The 15,972-nt window shown below is 64.4% G+C and carries 12 protein-coding genes; 9 read left to right on the top strand and 3 right to left on the bottom strand.

The window, feature by feature from the left end; genetic code table 11:
• Window positions 1-19: 19 nt before the first annotated feature.
• Complete coding sequence (locus I6F17_RS12920) at window positions 20-4,111, bottom strand: VCBS domain-containing protein (protein WP_225128828.1); 4,092 nt, start codon at window positions 4,109-4,111, stop codon at window positions 20-22.
• 398 nt (window positions 4,112-4,509) lie between these two features.
• On the opposite strand from I6F17_RS12920, the gene I6F17_RS12915 reads away from it, so the two are divergent.
• From I6F17_RS12915 to I6F17_RS12905, 3 genes are all read left to right on the top strand, one after another.
• Window positions 4,510-5,136 (top strand): FecR family protein, encoded by a 627-nt coding sequence (locus tag I6F17_RS12915; RefSeq protein ID WP_346657033.1) that lies wholly within the window; start codon window positions 4,510-4,512, stop codon window positions 5,134-5,136.
• Window positions 5,137-5,201: 65 nt separating this feature from the next.
• The gene (locus I6F17_RS12910; protein WP_225128833.1) at window positions 5,202-6,107 is read left to right on the top strand and encodes a tetratricopeptide repeat protein; all 906 of its coding nucleotides are present in this window, start codon (window positions 5,202-5,204) and stop codon (window positions 6,105-6,107) included.
• A gap of 219 nt (window positions 6,108-6,326) precedes the next feature.
• The gene (locus I6F17_RS12905) at window positions 6,327-10,046 is read left to right on the top strand and encodes a tetratricopeptide repeat protein (RefSeq protein ID WP_225128961.1); all 3,720 of its coding nucleotides are present in this window, start codon (window positions 6,327-6,329) and stop codon (window positions 10,044-10,046) included.
• A 186-nt stretch (window positions 10,047-10,232) separates the two neighbouring features.
• On the opposite strand, the gene fliP is transcribed toward I6F17_RS12905, so the two are convergent.
• Window positions 10,233-10,991 carry a flagellar type III secretion system pore protein FliP gene (fliP, locus tag I6F17_RS12900; protein WP_036013079.1) on the bottom strand — a complete coding sequence of 253 codons (759 nt, stop codon included), beginning with the start codon at window positions 10,989-10,991 and terminating at the stop codon, window positions 10,233-10,235.
• Window positions 10,988-11,962 carry a flagellar biosynthetic protein FliO gene (locus I6F17_RS12895; RefSeq protein ID WP_225128834.1) on the bottom strand — a complete coding sequence of 325 codons (975 nt, stop codon included), beginning with the start codon at window positions 11,960-11,962 and terminating at the stop codon, window positions 10,988-10,990. The genes fliP and I6F17_RS12895 overlap by 4 nt, the downstream gene beginning before the upstream one ends.
• A 351-nt stretch (window positions 11,963-12,313) precedes the next feature.
• Between I6F17_RS12895 and flgB the strand changes: the two genes are divergently transcribed.
• From flgB to flhB, 6 genes are all read left to right on the top strand, one after another.
• Complete coding sequence (gene flgB, locus I6F17_RS12890; RefSeq protein ID WP_036013075.1) at window positions 12,314-12,718, top strand: flagellar basal body rod protein FlgB; 405 nt, start codon at window positions 12,314-12,316, stop codon at window positions 12,716-12,718.
• Window positions 12,719-12,737: 19 nt separating this feature from the next.
• On the top strand, window positions 12,738-13,163 hold the full coding sequence (gene flgC / locus I6F17_RS12885) for a flagellar basal body rod protein FlgC (protein WP_036013073.1): 426 nt from the start codon (window positions 12,738-12,740) through the stop codon (window positions 13,161-13,163).
• Window positions 13,164-13,179: 16 nt separating this feature from the next.
• Window positions 13,180-13,488, top strand: a complete 309-nt coding sequence (gene fliE / locus I6F17_RS12880; RefSeq protein ID WP_036043790.1) for a flagellar hook-basal body complex protein FliE — start codon at window positions 13,180-13,182, stop codon at window positions 13,486-13,488.
• 132 nt (window positions 13,489-13,620) lie between these two features.
• The gene (gene fliQ, locus I6F17_RS12875) at window positions 13,621-13,884 is read left to right on the top strand and encodes a flagellar biosynthesis protein FliQ (RefSeq protein ID WP_025037372.1); all 264 of its coding nucleotides are present in this window, start codon (window positions 13,621-13,623) and stop codon (window positions 13,882-13,884) included.
• 180 nt (window positions 13,885-14,064) lie between these two features.
• The gene (gene fliR, locus I6F17_RS12870; protein ID WP_036043795.1) at window positions 14,065-14,835 is read left to right on the top strand and encodes a flagellar biosynthetic protein FliR; all 771 of its coding nucleotides are present in this window, start codon (window positions 14,065-14,067) and stop codon (window positions 14,833-14,835) included.
• 13 nt (window positions 14,836-14,848) lie between these two features.
• Window positions 14,849-15,928 carry a flagellar biosynthesis protein FlhB gene (gene flhB, locus I6F17_RS12865; RefSeq protein ID WP_036043797.1) on the top strand — a complete coding sequence of 360 codons (1,080 nt, stop codon included), beginning with the start codon at window positions 14,849-14,851 and terminating at the stop codon, window positions 15,926-15,928.
• Window positions 15,929-15,972: the final 44 nt, after the last annotated feature.

The following is a 15,972-nucleotide window of genomic DNA, read 5'->3' as shown; positions in this document are numbered from 1 at the left end:
AGCCCATTGGCTCGGGGCGTCACAAGATCAGATCGTGCAAGCCGTGGCCGTGAGCCGGACTCGGGCCATGAGGCGGATCAACATCGGGCGGAGATGGTTCAGGCGTGAACGCCAGTTCGAGCCCGTGGAATCCTCCAGCGTGGCCGGGATGACCGGCGAGGTCTAGATGATCCGGCACCACGCTGTGCTGTGAGCCCTGCGAAGCGTTATCCTTGAACTTGAACGACTCGCCGAGCTGCTGCGTCTCGCTTGCAAGCGAATGGTTGGCGCCCCCGCTCGACGACTTCAGAAGGCTCGGATTGAGCGTCGCCTCTGCCATTCCATCGTTGGCACGACCGTGGGCATGCGCCGCCTCGTCGGCGTTTCCTTGAGGCGAGGCGCCGTGATTCCCGGCATTGTTCCCCGGTGCAAGCCCGCGCCCGGCGTGCTGTTCGGCGGCATTCTGGTCAAAATTCAGCGCGGCGATGGCAATGTCAGGCATGTGGCCGCTTCCAGCAATCGTGCCACTTTTGGCCAGCAATGCTGTGTCGGGACCGGCCAGGTGGTCGAAGACAAAACTGGCCTCCGTCGGTGCGGCGACGTATTGCGACATCGTAGACGGTTCGCTGCCCGAAGGAGCTACCGCAACAATACGGAGTGTTTCGGTCGAGGGCGTTTGCATCGGGTCCGAACTGGAGATGCTCGAATATTCAGTTTGTTCGATCTGGTCCGAAGGCGTATCCAGGTTGTGGAGCGGCTCGCTTGACTGGATGTCCGGACTCTCTGCGAGGAGCGTGCCGTCGCCGCTTCCGGAGTCGGACGAGATTTCGGAAGTGATCGTCATTACCCCGGCCGCATCACTCTGCAGGGTTGCGGTGAGGTCGGTCAGCTCGCTGGCGACCGCCACTACAGGCGCCGCTGGCGCCAGGATGAAGTCCGAGGCATCGACGGTTGCAATCCCCTGCAAATGGATTTCGAGCAGACTGGAATCGCCGATGTGCAGGGTCTGGTCCGTTGAGTTGACGTACACGATGGTTTCGTTCGACGCGCTGTCATAGATCCAGGCGATCGTATGTGGCGGCACCGTCGTGTTGGTTGAGCTCAACGCCAGGATGGCAAACCCGAGCGCGCCAAAGGCGGTCAGGTCGATCCTGTCCGCTCCCGATGCGAAGTCGGTGATGGTGTCGAACTGACCGGCACGGGAATCGGCGACGAACAGATATGCGAAACGATCGTTGCCATTGCTGCCGGTGAGTTGGTCCGCACCAAACCCGCCGGTTATGGTATCGGCGCCGTTGTTGCCGTTTACCGTATCGTTTCCCGAGCCGCCGTAGATGGCATCATTGCCATCGTTGCCCTTGATCGTGTCATTGCCCGAACCGCCATAGAGAACGTCCGTCTTGCCGGTCCCATTGACCGTATCACTGCCGGCTCCCGCATAGATGACCTGACCTGTGTCGCCGCCGCCGGCGATGGTTTCGCTCCCCGGCGTTCCGTACACGTTCGGGGGATCGGAGATCACGACGGATCCGGTGGCCAGGTTGTCAAAATCGTTGGGGTCAGCATCGCTAGCGCCATGAATGGCAACGGTCACCGTCTGCGTCGTGCCGTCGATCGCAGTTACCGTGAATGTGTCGGTCAGGGTGTCGCCGGAATCGAGAGCCTCAACCACGCTGTTGTTGTTGTCGAGGGTGTACGTCCATGCGCCGGCTGCGGTCATCGTGAAGGTGCCGTATCCGTCGTCGCTCGCGGTCGGTGAAGAGATCGCGGTGAACGTATTCGGCGCGTTGTCGACGTCGGTATCGGTCAGCGTGCCAGTCGCGATGGGAGCGCCGGGCGAGAAGGTTCCTGCCTCGATCACTGAGCCGGTCGTGGTGCCGGAAATGAGGGCCGCGTCGTTGCTGCCGTGAATGGTGATCGTCACCACCTGCGGCGTGCCGTCGAGGGTCGTGACAGTAAAACTGTCGGTGAGTGTGTCCCCGACATTCAGCGCCTGCACCGCGCCGCTCGCATTGTCGAGCATGTAGGTCCACGCGCCGGCGGCGGTTAGCGTAAAGGTGCCATAACCATTCGTGCTTGCCTTGGGCGAACTCACCGCTGTGAAGGTATTGGACGCATTGTCGACGTCGGCGGCAAACAGCGTGCCGGTTGCGCTCGGGCTGCCCGGTGTCGCATTAGCAACGCCGCCGGCCTCGGTCACCGCACCGGTCGTGGTGCCGGAAACGATGGCGGCATCGTTGGTGCCATGGATGGTGACCGTCACCACTTGGGCGGTTCCATCCAGAGTGGTCACCGTGAACGTGTCGGTCAGCGTTTCGCCGGTATTGAGCGCCTGCACCGCAGCGTTGGCGTTGTCGAGCGTGTAGGTCCACACGCCGGCAGCCGTCATGGTGAAGGTGCCGTAGCCGGCGGCGCTCTGCGTCGGCGAACCGACGGCCGTGAATGCATTTGCGATCGTGTCCACGTCGGTATCGGTGAGGGTGCCGGTCGCGATGGGCGTGCCGGGGTTTGCACTGGCGACGCCGCCAGCCTCGATGACGGCGCCGGTCGTGTCGCCGGAGATGACCGCTGCATCACCGGCTCCCTGGATGGTGATCGTCACCACCTGGGGCGTGCCTCCGATTGTGGTCACCGTGAAGCTGTCGGTTAGCGTTTGGCCGGCATTGAGCCTCTGCACTGCGAGGTTCGAATTGTCCACGGTGTAGGTCCACACGCCGGCAGCCGTCATCGTGAAGGTGCCATAGCCGCCGGTGCTCGTGGTTGGCGAACTCACGGCCGTGAACGTATTTGGTGGGTCGTCGACGTCGGTATCGGAAAGCGTGCCGGTCGCAATCGGCGAGCCGGGCGTTCCATTGGCAATGCCGCCAGCCTCGACGATCGAGCCGGTCGTGGTGCCGGAGATGATTGCGGCGTCGTCGACACCGTTGATGGTGACTGTGAACGTCTGACTCGCAGAACCGAGGCCGTCGGAAACCGTGATGACGAAACTGTCGGTCGTGGGCGCCTTCAGCGCGTTGATCGCGATGCTGTCAGGCACGAACGTGTAAGCGCCGCTCGTACTGTTGACGTAGAGCGTTCCGTACGGACCGGGCTTTGACAGGTCGTATGTCACTCCGCCGAGGACCGTCTCGCCGGCGGTCGCCCCTATGACGCCAAAGGTCAGCTTGGCGCTGCCGCTGGTGCTGCTGGCAGCGAAGATTCCGCTCGTCGCAGTGAATGTATCAAACACCACCGTATCGAGCTCGCTCGGCCCCGCTCCGGTGCTGAGTGTCGGCGGTATGGGGTCGAAAACGGGAATGACGAATGGCGACACAGGCGCCAGCAAATTCTGCAGCGAGGGCGCGTCGGGCTGAATGAAATTGATCGGCTGCAGCGATTGGGTTTTGACGAAGGGAGGCGTGCTCGAGCCATGCGGCCCCTGTCCGTCCAGATTGGCGAGCACGTCCTGCTGTGCGGCGCGCAACTCGTCCATGCGAGCCGCCGAGTTCGCGACCTGATTGACACTGATGGTGGATCCCACTTTCTTGACGATGATCGTTTCGCCGGGATCATCGACGATGATGTGCCGTGGGATCGGCTCCTTGGTCACGAGCTCAAATGCGCCGTGCGCAAGGTCCTTGTAAGTGATGGAGTCGTCATCCAGGAATGTGACGTCCGGGTCCGCGGCCTCGGCATTTTCCGCAACCGAGAAAGTCAATGCTGCAAGCGTCAGCATTCCGAAACCGCCCGCGTGACTTCGGGCGCGAATGCCTGCAATTGGCGTATTCAGCTGGAGAGACCCGGTTTCTGCCAGCCGACCTGGTACGAAACTGAAGCTGCCTCGGGTCACGTCGAACAGGGCTGCAGGTGGCGTGCCTTCGACGTCGAAGACGAATTCGCTTAGCGCGAGGCGAGTGTCGCAGGAGATGTTGAAGAAAGTACCGTCGATAAAGCGAATCGTGGTCTGTCCGTCGGCGTCAGTCTCTATCACGTCAGCCCGGTAGACAGGCGCGCCGGCTACGGCCTGTGTGGCGACGCCACTGGCTCGCGTGAGCGTACCGCAGCCGAGCGCTGTATGAATATGGCCAATGATTTGGACTGGCAGGGCCGCGGCGGCCCTATTGCCAACCTGGACATCGGATGCAACCAACATGGCTCGACCTCGCCTGGGTGATTAATTCAGGCTCGGCGTGCTGCCATGGTCTTTCGGGGCGGCCCTCGCCAAGGGACAAATATCCTGGGCGCTGGCAGCCGAAGGCTTGCCCGCCGAAATCATCAAGTCTGGTCCAGAGAGACGCATGGCACGGGGGACGGCGGCGCGTAATGCCATTCCCGGCGCGTATCCCTCCCGCTAAAGTGATTAAATTGACCAACGAGAGCTTATTTAATTTGTGGCGCTTCCGTAGCGTTACGGTAAATTAGGACGATTAAAATTATTAAACAAGAAATTTATTTATTGCGACCGGCTTCGCGGTTCAAGAAATGAGCCGCCGCTAGGCGATAGGATCTTCTCGGAAAGGGCGGATCATGTGCAGACCTACGACAGCCGCTTTGGCGACCGGCTTGGTCTTGGCGCTAGCCAATTTCTCGCCGAGTGCGGCTCAAGCGCAAGTCGCTTCCACCGGGCCCGCCGTCGCCAACTCGTCTTCCAAACCGATCGGGAAGGTGGCGACGGCCACAGGCTCCGTCACGATCGAACATGCGGGCGCAGTGATCGTTCAAGCGAATGTCTCGAGTGAGCCCGGCCAGGCCAAGAGGGGTGATCCCGTATATCTTGGTGACGTGGTGCTGACCGGAGACGACGGCCGGGTCGGAATAAATCTTAGCGACGGCAGCTCGTTCAATTTATCGAGCAACGCCCGTATGGTGCTGGATCACTATGTGTATGAGCCGGCCGGCAAGTCCAACGCGACCCTGTTCAGTCTTGCCAAGGGAACGTTCACTTTTGTTGCGGGCAATGTTGCGAAGACCGGCGATATGAAGGTCGATACGCCCGTTGCCACGTTGGGGATCCGAGGTACGACGCCGCACATCGAGATTTCTGATGACGGATCGGCCAAATTTTCGACGCTGATCGAAGAGGGCAAAAGCAAGGTCCTGAAGAAGCCGCCGGCCGGCGCGGCGCCGGAGCCCGATCGAAGCGCCAATCGCAGGCTCATTATCTGTCGGGGATGCTGAGAAGTTTGCTCGGCCGAAGCCGCCGTGATGCCGGCGCAGCGTCCGGCCCGGCAGAGAGACGCAACATGAGTGCTTCGTTTCGCTCGCGGAGTTCGGCGCTTGGTGTGAAAATCGCACGGGCCAGTGTCATCAGGGCAGGGATGCTCATTCTGATCGTTGGACTCTCCGGTTCGTCAGGCTTGGCGCAGACGTCGAAGAAGAGCAGCTCACTCAAGAATATCGAGCTATGTAACGGGTCAGATCGGGTCTCGCCCGAAGCTCGCATCGATGCCTGCACGGCCTTCATCGATGCGGGCGAGGGGAGCGCAAATGGCTTTGCCGTCGCCCACAACAACAGGGGCAATGCCCATAGCGCCAAAGCCGACTACGAAGGCGCGATCAAGGATTTCGTCGCAGCGACCCGGCATAACCCGAATTATGCGAAAGCCTTCAACAACCTCGGAGTGGCCTATCTGAGGACGGGCTCGCACGACCTCGCCCTTGGCGCTTTTCAGGAGGCGCTGAAGCTCAACCCCAACTATGCCACTGCCTTTGCCAACCGTGCGGCAGCGTTCTTGAAGAGGAATGCGTACGACCGTGCAGCGCAGGACTATGACGAAGCAATTCGCCTTGACCCGAAGCTGGAGGCGGCCTGGAGCGGACGCTGTTGGGCCCGGGCCATCCTCGGCGCCTTGCAGGCTGCGATGGAGGATTGCGAGATGGTGCTTCGATCGGGAGCGGGCAACGCCGCGACATACGATTCGCGAGCCCTGATAAATCTGAAAATGGGACAACTCTCCGCGGCTATCGACGACTACAACGCGGCGTTGCGGTACGCGCCCAAGCTGGCGAGCGCGCTGTACGGTCGCGGGGTCGCCAGATTCAAGCTCGGTGACACCGATGGCGGCAATAGGGATATCTTAGAGGCCAGAAGAATCGAGGCTGGAATCGCCGAAGACTTTGTCCGCTATGGGGTGCCGCAAAGGGACTGACCAGCCGCGACGGCACCGTCGTGCAGCCGTTAACAACCGCTTAACCGCCTGCGTCTCAAATTCAAACTGGCGGACCGGCCCCCGCTCCATCCGGCACGGCGAGCTGTTCCCGCAAATCAAGACATAGCATTAACAAGTCCTTAATTGGCGAGACCTACAGTCGACGGCACCGCCGGCGCCAGTGCCGGCATGACCGCCGAACCGGAAGAAATGTCGCCAATGGCGCGAGAGGCTGCCGCTGGATTTGTGTCGCGAGCCCGCGCATCGGCGCGGGGCTTGTCGCGTCACGCCCGCGCCGCGGCCTTGCTGGCGGCCTGTCTCCTGCTTGGCCTTGCGGCGCCCGGCCGGGCGGCCGATCCGATCAGGGGCGAGGCGACGTTTTCAGCCGGTGGCGGCTTTGCCCGTCTCGTCATCAAGCTCGGCGAGGACGTTCCCTCCGAGGTGACGACCGCGGGCTCGATCCTCGTCATCCGCTTCGACCGGCCCGTCGATGTTCCCGTCGAGCGCATTCCGGAAGGCGCGCCCGATTACGTCAATTCCGCCCGCCGCGACCCTGACGGCGGCGCCATCCGCCTGTCGCTGGCGCGGCGCGTCGCCGTCAACACCATGAACGCCGGCGAGCGCACCTTCATCGACCTGCTGCCCGAGGGCTGGAAGGGGCCGCCGCCGAGCCTGCCCATGGACGTGGTCAAGGAGCTTGCCGAACGGGCACGCGCGGCCGAGCGTGCGCTGCGCGCCCAGCGTGCCGCCGCGGAGTCCAGGAAGCGTCCGCCGATCCGCGTGCGCGCCTCGGTGCAGCCGACCTTCGTGCGCTTCGTGTTCGAGATGCCCGACGGGGTCGGCGTCTCCTCCGTGCTCAACGAGCAGAAGCTGACGCTCGTCTTCAACGCCAATCTCAATTTCGACCTGGCGGACGCGGTCCTCGCCGCGCCGCCGAACGTCGCCTCGATCAAGCAGAAGTCCGATATCGACCAGACCAATGTCGAGATCGCGCTGATCGGCGATGCCGACGTGCATTCGTTCCGCGACGAGAAGAACTACGTCGTCGACGTCTCCTTCCAGCCCGACAAGGGGAAGTTGGCGGCAACGCCCGAGGCGACGATCGCGCAGATGAAGCCGGTCCGCGGGCCGGCGGCTGCCGCTGCACCTGCACCTGCACCGGAAAAGCCCGCCGCCGAGAAGAAGGACGCCCATCGCGAGATCCCACCGCCGACCTCCGAGACGATCGCGCGCGAGGCCAGGATCGACATCAAGCCCGAGGTGAAGGTGGAAGCGCCCGCCACGCCGCCGCCCGCCGAAATGCCGAAACCGGCAGCCTCTCCCGCGGCCGAAGCGGCCCAACCGCCCAAGGAAGCTGCGAAGCCGGCGCCGGCGGCTGCGGCTGCGCCCGTCGAAGCGCCCAGGGAGGTCGCGAAGGAACCGGTCAAGGATGCCGCCAAGGATGCTGGCAAGGATGCTGCCAAGGCTGTGCCGGCGGAGGTGCCGGTCGCGCCCGCGATTGCCAGCGTCGATGCGCGCCGCGACAGCGACGGCTTGCGCGTGACGTTCCCGTTTCAGGTCGCAACGCCGGCGGCGGCGTTCCGCCGCGGCGACACCGTGTGGCTGGTGTTCGATACGCCGAAGCCCGTCGATATCGAGGCGATCCGCACCAAGGGCGGCGCGATGATCGGCGAGGTCGGCCGGGTCCCGCTCGACAAGGCGCAGGCGGTACGCATCCGTCTCACCCGTCCGCTGGTCTATTCGCTGACGAGCGAGGAGGTCGGCAAGGAGAGCAACTGGATGTTGACGCTCGCCGACAAGATCCAGGCGACGCCGCTGCCGCTGATGATGTCGCGCAACATCACCGATCCCGCGCTCGCCAATATCGCGATCCCCTTCGCCAATCCGGGCCAGCTGCACAAGCTCACCGATCCCGATGCCGGTGACACGCTCTATGTCGTCACCGCGCAGCGGCCGGTGCGCGGCTTCATCAAGCGGCAGGACCTCGTCGATCTCTCGCTGCTGGAATCCGCGCACGGCATCGCGATCCGGCCGAACTCCGACGAGGTCGGCGTCGAGGTCGGCTCCGACAAGGTGATTCTCGGCAAGAAGGGCGGCTTGACGCTGTCGCCGGTCGACATCTCGGCCGAGCGGGCGCCGACCGCCGTGCGCCCGATTTTCAGTCCCGAAGGCTGGCGCAAGGGCCAGTCGGAAAACTTCATGGCGCGCCAGGGCGAACTGATGACGGCGATCTCGGCGGTCGAGCCGGCGCTGCGTTCGCTGCCGCGGCTCGATCTTGCGCAATTCTACATGTCGCGCGCCATGTATCACGAGGCCAAGGCCGTGACCGACGTGATGCTGAGCGATCCGCTCAACAAGGAGGAGAGCGGCGCGCTGATCATGCATGCGATCGCCAACATCCTGATCGGCCGGCCGGCGCAGGGCCTGAAGGATCTCGCCAATCCTGCGATCGGCAATAGCCACGATTCCCAGCTTTGGAAGGCGCTCGCCTATGCGCGCCAGGGCAAATGGGCCGATGCGCGCGAAAAGTTCAAGAACGTCGAATTCGCCATCGCCTCGCTGCCGCTCGACATCCAGCGCATCGTGACGATGGACGCGATGCGCGCATCCCTCGAGGTGAAGGACTATGCCGGCGCCTCCAAGCGCCGCAACGAGCTCGAGGTGGTCGGTGTCCCGCCCGAGGCCGCGCCAGGCTTCGCCGTGCTGCGCGGCCGGCTCGCCGAGGCGCTCGGCCACGACAAGGATGCGCTCGACGATTACAAGCTCGCGGTCGCCTCGAACGACCGTCCGGCTGCGGCCGAGGCCAAGCAGCTCGAGATCGCGCTGCGACAGAAGCGCGACGAGATCGGCAAGGAAGAGGCGCTGCGCGAGCTCGAGACGCTGTCGATGACCTGGCGCGGCGATGCGATCGAGGTCAAGACGCTGCAGATGCTGTCGCGCCTCTATGCCGAGAACGGGCGCTACCGCGATGCGCTCACCGCTGCGCGCACCGCGACGCGGCTGCAGCCGAACGCCGAAGCTTCGCGTCAGGCGCAGGATCTCGCCTCCGAGCTGTTCACGCAGATATTCCTCGGGCCGAAGGGCGACGAGCTGCCGCCGGTCGAGGCGCTCGGGATGTTCTACGAGTTCCGCGAGCTGACGCCGATCGGCCGCCGCGGCGACGAGCTGATCCGCCGTCTCGCCGACCGTCTCGCCTCGATCGATCTGCTCGATCAGGCCGCCGAGCTCCTGCAATACCAGATCGATCATCGCCTCGAAGGCGCCGCGCGCGCCCAGGTCGCCGCGCGCCTCGCCATGATCTATCTCGCCAACCGCAAGCCCGACCTGGCCATCACCGCGCTGCGCGCGAGCCGCATCAGCGATCTCTCAGGCGAGCTCCGGCAGCAGCGTCTGCTGCTGGAGGCGCGTGCGCAGAGCGACGTCGGCCGTCACGATCTCGCGCTCGACATCGTCTCCAACGTCGCGGGGCGGGAAGTGCTCCGCCTGCGCTCCGACATCTTCTGGGCGGCGCGACGCTGGCGCGAGTCCGCCGAGCAGATCGAGCTCTATTACGGAGACCGCTTCCGCGACTTCAAGCCGCTCAATGCGGTCGAGAAGAGCGACATCATCCGCGCCGCCGTCGGCTACGCCCTCGCCGACGACTCGATCGGCCTATCGCGCTTCCGCGAGAAATACGCCCCGCTGATGAGCGAGAGCGCCGACCGTCTCGCCTTCGACATTGCGAGCAAGCCGGCCGCAGCCTCCAGCGCCGAATTCGCCGAGATCGCCAAGCTCGCTGCCAGCGTCGACACGCTCGACGGCTTCCTGCGCGAGATGAAGCAGCGCTTCCCCGACGCCAGCGCCCGCGCGCCCGGCGCGCCGCAGACCAAAGATACGAGCGACCACACCGGCTCGCTGCCCACGATCCCGGTCGTGCGGCAGATCAAGATGACGCGGTAGGACTGTCTCCGCGCGAAGCGCGGCCCGTGATCGCGCCACAAACTCGTCATTGCGAGCGCAGCGAAGCAATCCAGACTCATTCCGCGGCGGCAGTCTGGATTGCTTCGTCGCAAAGGCTCCTCGCAATGACGAGGAGGGAGCGGGGCTGTCGCTGAGAGCGGAAAGGACGCAGCAGCGAACGAAGCCTTACCCCCCGTAACTCTGCACCAGGCTGCCCGCCACCAGCGACCAGCCGTCGACCAGCACGAAGAAGATCAGCTTGAACGGCAGCGAGATCGTCGCCGGCGGCAGCATCATCATGCCCATCGACATCAGCACGGAGGCGACGACGAGGTCGATGATCAGGAACGGCAGGAATAACAGGAAGCCGATCTCGAAGGCGCGCTTCAGCTCGGAGATCATGAAGGCGGGGACGAGAATGCGTAAGGCGAGATCGTCGGGCGTGGCCGGCGGCGGCTCGCCGGAGAGGTCCAGGAACAGCTTCAGGTCCTTTTCGCGCACGTTCTTCTGCATGAAGCCGCGCAGCGGCACGGAGGCGCGCTGGAATGCGTCCTCGACGCCGATCTGGTTGGCGACGAGCGGGCGGATGCCCTCGTCGTAGGATTTCTGCAGCACCGGGCCCATCACGAAGAAGGTGAGGAACATCGCGAGCGCGATGATCACCGAGTTCGGCGGGGCGGTCGCGGTGCCCATCGCGGTGCGCAGCAGCGACAGCACCACCACAATGCGGGTGAACGACGTCATCATGATCAGGATCGACGGGGCGATCGAGAGCACCGTGAGCAGCGCGATCAGCTGGATCGCGCGCTCGGTGACGCCGCCGCCACCAGCGCCGCCGCCGAGATTGATGCTGATGTCCTGGGCATGCGACGGCATCGCGAGCGAAGCCGCGCCGACCAGGACAGAAAGGAAAAGAACTCTACGCGGGAGGGCGGGCAACCTCACGAAGACGGCTTCGGACGGCCGAGCAGGGAGGCCATCTCGTCTTCGAGATTTTCAAAGCTGGTTTTTTCCGCAGCCGGCTTCGCCGGCGCGGCGGGCGGTGCCGGCGGCTCGCTGCGGGCGGCGCGCGCCGGAGCGGGCGGCGGCTCCGGCGCAACCGGAGGCGCGACCGTTTCGCCGGCCGGGCGGCGCAGGGCAGCCTCGAGCCGCTGCGCCATTTCGGCGAGATTCTGCTCGGCGCTCGAGGGCGCGGCAGCCGCTGCCGGCGGCGGAGCCGGCGCGGCCTGCGGCACGGGCGGAGGAGGCGGTGGTGCAGCGGCGCGCTCGGCCCGCACCGGCGGCATCTTCATCGGCTCGCTGCCGCGCGGCGGACGCGGCATCAGCGGCGGCTCGCCGCGGGCGATGCGCGGCGGCAGCGGCTCGGGCCGCGGTTCGCGCTCGGGACGTGGCGCGATCGGCTCCGGCGTAAAGCCGCCCAGAGCCGGCTCGCTGCGGCGTTCGGCCAGTGCAGGCGCAGGCCGGCGCACCTCGTCGGCGAAGGATGGCCGCGCGGGCCGCGGCGGCGGCTCGGGCATTTGCGGCTCGGGATGATCGAGCAGCTCGGGCCGCGGCGCTTCGTCGGCCCAGCCGCCGGCATCGGGCATGGGGGCAAGGCGCGGCGGTTCGGCGGCACTCGGACGTTGCGGGATCTGGTCGCGGCTGGGCGCGGCGCGAACGATGTTGGGCTCGACGACGATGTCGGTTGGGCCGCCGATCATCAGCAGATGCTCGACATTGTCGCGCCGGACCAGGACCAGCCGGCGCCGGCCATCGACCGCGGCGGCGTCGATCACGGCGAGGCGGGGCATCCGGCCGCGCTGAGTGTTGGCGCCGATGCGGCTACCGGCGAATCGGCGAACCAGCCATGCAGCGACGCCGATCAACGCCAGAACGACGATGAACGCGACGATGAAGGTGATAGGGCTGCCTTGCATACTTGTCCCCGACAAATGGCGCTTTTTTCGTGCCCATGGTCAGTCGAATCGACCACCGGCGGACGATGCCCCAAACTGCGATTTCTTAACGTTCCACGGCAAGTTTTGCCGTCCCCAACTCTTAATAACCCATGAATCGCCCGATCCAAAACGACTTCTTGCCCTGTGCACGTCTCGCCAAACGGCTGGGTTAATGCCACTTTTCGCCGCGTCGAATGGCGGGGCGCAAGAATCAGTTTCGGCTGGGGACATGCATCACGACCGGTCCTTAACCAGCTGTTAACCATACAGGCGGCAAATTCTGCCTAGCGGCGGTCCCTAGGGTCCGTCGGGGCGGAGGGAGCCGCGGCGATGTCCATCAACGATATTCCGGAACTGTCGGTGCTTCGCACTAAGATGCAGTGGCATCAGGAGCGCCAGCGCGTCCTGTCCGAGAACGTCTCCAATTCCGACACGCCGAAATTCCGGCCGCGCGACCTGGTCGAGCCGAAGTTCGACAAGGCCGGCGCCGTCACGGGGTCCATGGGGCCCTTGGTCCTGACCCGGACCAGCGCCTCGCATTTGGCGCCGTCGGGGGCCCCTTCCGCCTTCGACCAGAACAAGAATGCGGGCTTCGAGACCCGCCCCGCCGGCAATGCCGTCAATCTCGAGGAGGAGATGATGAAGGCCGCCAGCAACCAGATGGACTACGCGGCGGTGACCTCGCTCTATTCGAAGAGCCTGCGCCTGCTCAAGACCGCGATCGGCAAAGGTTAGGCCCTAAAGGAGGCGGATCATGGCAAATGACAGCAGCGACTTCGCCCGCTCCATGGCAATCGCGACCTCGGGCCTGCGCGCGCAGGCCGGCCGCATGCGGGTGATCTCGGAGAACATCGCGAATGCGGACTCGACGGCGCAGACTGCCGGCGGCGATCCCTACCGGCGCAAGGTGCCGACCTTCTCATCCGCGCTCGACCGCACGCTCGACGCGCAGGTCGTCACCCTCGGCAGGATCAAGCCCGACCAGTCCGCCTTCCGCGTCAGATACGAGCCGAACAATCCGGCTGCGGATGCCAGCGGCAACGTCAAATATCCCAACGTGAACTCGGTGGTCGAGATGACCGACATGCGCGACGCGCAGCGGTCCTACGAGGCCAACCTCAACATCATCAGTGCGACGCGCCGGATGATCCAGCGCACGCTCGACATCCTCAAGAGCTGAACAGGACATTTGAGCCATGGCATCACCGACAATTGCCGCCAATGCTTACGCCAGCCTCGCCCGCGTGCTGGAGAACACCGGCGCCGGCAAAGGCAGCGAACCGAACGGGCAATCCTTCGCCGCGCTGCTGAAGGACGCCGTCGGCAGCGTCGTGGAATCCGGCCGCAAGTCCGACGCGCAGACGGTGGCAATGGCCTCCGGCAAGGCCAACGTGATGGACGTGGTTACGGCGGTCGCAGACACCGATGTCGCGGTGTCCACGCTGGTCTCGGTCCGCGACCGCGTCATCGCGGCCTATGAAGACATCATGAAGATGCCGATCTGACCAGGCTGTCATTCCGGGGCGCGACGAAGTCGCGAGCCCGGAATCCATAACCACGATCGGGAGTATGGATTCCGGGCTCTCGCTACGCGAGCCCCGGAATGACGAAAAACAATTCAGAGTGAGAAATCGAAAATGACCGGACCCGAGACCCTCGACGTCGCGCGCGATGCGATCTGGACCATCGTGATCGTGTCGTCGCCGCTGATGGTGGTCGGCCTCGTGGTCGGCGTCATCGTGTCGCTGTTCCAGGCGCTGACGCAGATCCAGGAGCAGACGCTGATCTACGTGCCGAAGATCCTCGCCATCTTTGCCACGATGCTGTTGGCGCTGCCGTTCATGGCCGATTCGATGCACGCCCACATGCTGCGGATATCGTCGCGAATCATCGGCGGCTGAGGCACTATGCGTCGTGCGGTGGATTTGACATTCGCCCTGGGGGCTCCGCGAGTCGCGTTGGCGAATGTCAAATCCAATAGCCGCACGACTATTGATATTTGCGAATGCCTCTTTGGCTCCAACATTCGCAAAAGTGCCTGCCGCGATGGCATGCGAATGTTGGAGCCGAGGCATTCGATTATGCGCATCGACGTCTCGCTGCTGCCGGCGCTCGCCGCTTCCTTCATGCTCGCCTTCGCCCGGGTCGGCGCGATGGTGATGCTGTTGCCCGGCCTCGGCGAGACCAACATCCCGACGCGGATCAAGCTGTCGATCGCGCTGCTGCTCACGCTCATCATCCTGCCGCTGCATCGCAACGCCTATCAGGTCGACATGGGCTCGCTGGCACCACTATTGGTGCTGATGCTGCATGAGATCGCGATCGGCATCGTCCTGGGTGCGACCGCGCGCGTGACATTGTCGGCGCTCCAGGTCGCGGGATCCGTGATCGCGCAGCAGATGGGGCTCGGCTTCGTCACCTCGGTCGATCCGACGCAGGGCCAGCAGGGCGTGCTGGTCGGCAACTTCCTGACCATGCTGGGGGTGACGCTGCTGTTCGCCACCGACAGCCATCATCTCGTCATTGCGGCGCTGAACGACAGCTACAAGATCTTCTCGCCGGGCGAGACCGTGTCGAGCGGCGACGTCGCCTCGCTTGCGACGCGTGCCTTCGCCGCCGCGTTCCGCCTCGGCTTGCAGCTTTCCGGGCCCTTCCTGGTGTTCGGCCTCGTCTTCAACATCGGGCTCGGGATATTGGCGCGGCTGATGCCGCAGATGCAGGTCTATTTCGTCGGCGTGCCGCTGTCGATCTTCGCGGGCTTCCTGGTGCTCGCCGTGGTGCTCACCGCGATGATGGGCACCTTTCTCGACTACTTCATCGGTGTCATGCACCAGATGATGCCGCTCAAGTGACGGGGATCGATCGATGGCGGAAGACAACGATCCCGAAAGTCAAACAGAAGACCCGACGCAAAAGCGCCTCGACGATGCGCTCGAACGCGGCGACGTCGCCAAGAGCCAGGAGATCAACACCTGGTTCATGATGGCGGGCGGCACGCTCGTCGTGGCGACCTTCTCGGGCTCGGTCGGCAGCGGGCTATTGACGCCGATGCGCAACCTGCTTGCCAATTCCTGGATGATCAAGACCGACGGCAAGGCCCTGCTCGCGCTGATGCAGCAGATCGAGCTCGCCGTGCTTGCTGCGGTCGGCGTACCCCTGTTGATGCTGGTGCTGGCGGCCATCGCCGGCAACATGCTCCAGCACCGTCTGGTGTGGTCGGCGGAGTCGCTCAAGCCCAAATTCAACAAGATTTCGCCCGGCGCCGGCTTCAAGCGCATCTTCGGCAAGCAGGCGGCCGCCAATTTTCTCAAAGGCATCGGCAAGCTGGTCGCTCTCGGCGTGGTCATGACCATGATCCTGTGGCCGGAGCGGCACCGCATGGAGGCGATGGTCAGGCTCGATCCGGCCGCCATGCTCGGCGCCAGCACCAGCATGACCATCCAACTGCTCGGCGCGGTGGTCGCCGCGCTCGCGATTGTCGCCATCGCCGACTACTTCTTCCAGTACCGCAGCTGGTTCCAGCGGCAGAAGATGTCGCTCCAGGAGATCAAGGAAGAGTACAAGCAGTCCGAAGGCGACCCGCACATCAAGGGCAAGATCAGGCAGCTGCGGCAGCAGCGCGCCAAGAAGCGCATGATGGCGGCGGTTCCCAACGCCTCCGTGATCATCACCAACCCCACCCACTATTCGGTGGCGCTGTCCTACGAGCGCGGCATGACCGCGCCGATCTGCGTCGCCAAGGGCGTCGACAATCTCGCCTTCAAGATCCGGGAGATCGCCCGCGAGCACGACATTCCGATCGTGGAGAACGTGCCGCTGGCCCGCGCGCTCTACGCCACCGTCGACATCGACCAGGAAATCCCGACCGAGCACTACCATGCCGTCGCCGAAGTCATCGGCTACGTCATGCGCCTGAAGCGCGGATTCAGCGCCGGGCGGGGATAAAATGCCCGAAAAGTACCGGAAATGGCCGTAATCTGGGAATCAGC

The organism is Bradyrhizobium sp. NBAIM18, from assembly GCF_020193825.1.
Classification (GTDB): domain Bacteria; phylum Pseudomonadota; class Alphaproteobacteria; order Rhizobiales; family Xanthobacteraceae; genus Bradyrhizobium; species Bradyrhizobium yuanmingense.
The sequence above is the reverse complement of the archived record's forward strand: the minus strand, read 5'-3'. Positions and strand labels throughout refer to the sequence as shown.

Bases quoted from the DNA above. Each gene is read 5' to 3' on its own strand.
- fliQ (WP_025037372.1), top strand. From the start codon at position 13,621: ATGACCGGACCCGAGACCCTCGACGTCGCGCGCGATGCGATCTGGACC.
- I6F17_RS12905 (WP_225128961.1), top strand. From the start codon at position 6,327: ATGGCGCGAGAGGCTGCCGCTGGATTTGTGTCGCGAGCCCGCGCATCG.
- fliR (WP_036043795.1), top strand. From the start codon at position 14,065: ATGCGCATCGACGTCTCGCTGCTGCCGGCGCTCGCCGCTTCCTTCATG.
- flgB (WP_036013075.1), top strand. From the start codon at position 12,314: ATGTCCATCAACGATATTCCGGAACTGTCGGTGCTTCGCACTAAGATG.
- fliE (WP_036043790.1), top strand. From the start codon at position 13,180: ATGGCATCACCGACAATTGCCGCCAATGCTTACGCCAGCCTCGCCCGC.
- I6F17_RS12910 (WP_225128833.1), top strand. From the start codon at position 5,202: ATGAGTGCTTCGTTTCGCTCGCGGAGTTCGGCGCTTGGTGTGAAAATC.
- flgC (WP_036013073.1), top strand. From the start codon at position 12,738: ATGGCAAATGACAGCAGCGACTTCGCCCGCTCCATGGCAATCGCGACC.
- I6F17_RS12895 (WP_225128834.1), bottom strand. From the start codon at position 11,962: ATGCAAGGCAGCCCTATCACCTTCATCGTCGCGTTCATCGTCGTTCTG.
- flhB (WP_036043797.1), top strand. From the start codon at position 14,849: ATGGCGGAAGACAACGATCCCGAAAGTCAAACAGAAGACCCGACGCAA.
- I6F17_RS12920 (WP_225128828.1), bottom strand. From the start codon at position 4,111: ATGTTGGTTGCATCCGATGTCCAGGTTGGCAATAGGGCCGCCGCGGCC.